Below are 699 nucleotides of genomic sequence, written 5' to 3' on the forward strand. Positions count from 1 at the left end.
CGTAAGCACGGTCACCAGGGTGGTGACAAAATGCGCTAAAGTCAGCGCAGCGAGCAACGCTCCCCATGGCATCAGCGTGATGCCGATGCCAAACATGAGTGGATAGGTGACCGCGCGGGCAAAGAAACAATAGACCCAGTGCGCGCCGTATTCAAGCTGGGCAGGCACGGCACCGCTTAACTTGACGACCACCGCCAGAGCCAACATGCCCAGTATCGCAGGCAGATGGGTGAAATGTTGCAGGACCAGACCTGCCAAATACAAACTAATTGCCATGATGCCCGCCGCGGCAACTTGCTCAACGGTGACGGGCTCGCGACTTATTATCGAATGGGCCTGAGCGGACGCGGCAAGGTCATCGGAATGACGTCGGCATCGTCGACTAATTTGTTCAAACGCTGCCGCGCATATAATGGCACTCAAGTTGCCCAGCACGACAGCGGGTACTACCCGCGCAAACAGCTGTTCTTGTGGCAGCTGCAGCAGCGCGGCATAGCCTAACGTGAGCGGCAATGCACCTTCGCCAATGCCCCCGGCCATGATGGGCACCACGATATAGAAAAACGCATCCGATGCGTCTAAGCCAAAGACCATGCCGGTGATAGTGCCGATCACGGCGGCTGCGACTGAACCGGCCATGACTGGAATCGCAAATCGGCTGATGCCCTTGGTCAACAGCGCCCGGTTCATGCCTAACAA

1 protein-coding gene is annotated in these 699 nt (G+C 57.5%); it reads right to left on the reverse strand.

Annotated features, from left to right (window positions below; genetic code table 11):
• Positions 1–699 (reverse strand): 2-hydroxycarboxylate transporter family protein (locus tag KPG66_RS16830; RefSeq protein WP_237071592.1); only part of this gene is annotated, 699 nt, incomplete at both ends.

The organism is Mycetohabitans sp. B2, from assembly GCF_021733735.1.
Taxonomy (GTDB): Bacteria; Pseudomonadota; Gammaproteobacteria; order Burkholderiales; family Burkholderiaceae; genus Mycetohabitans; species Mycetohabitans rhizoxinica.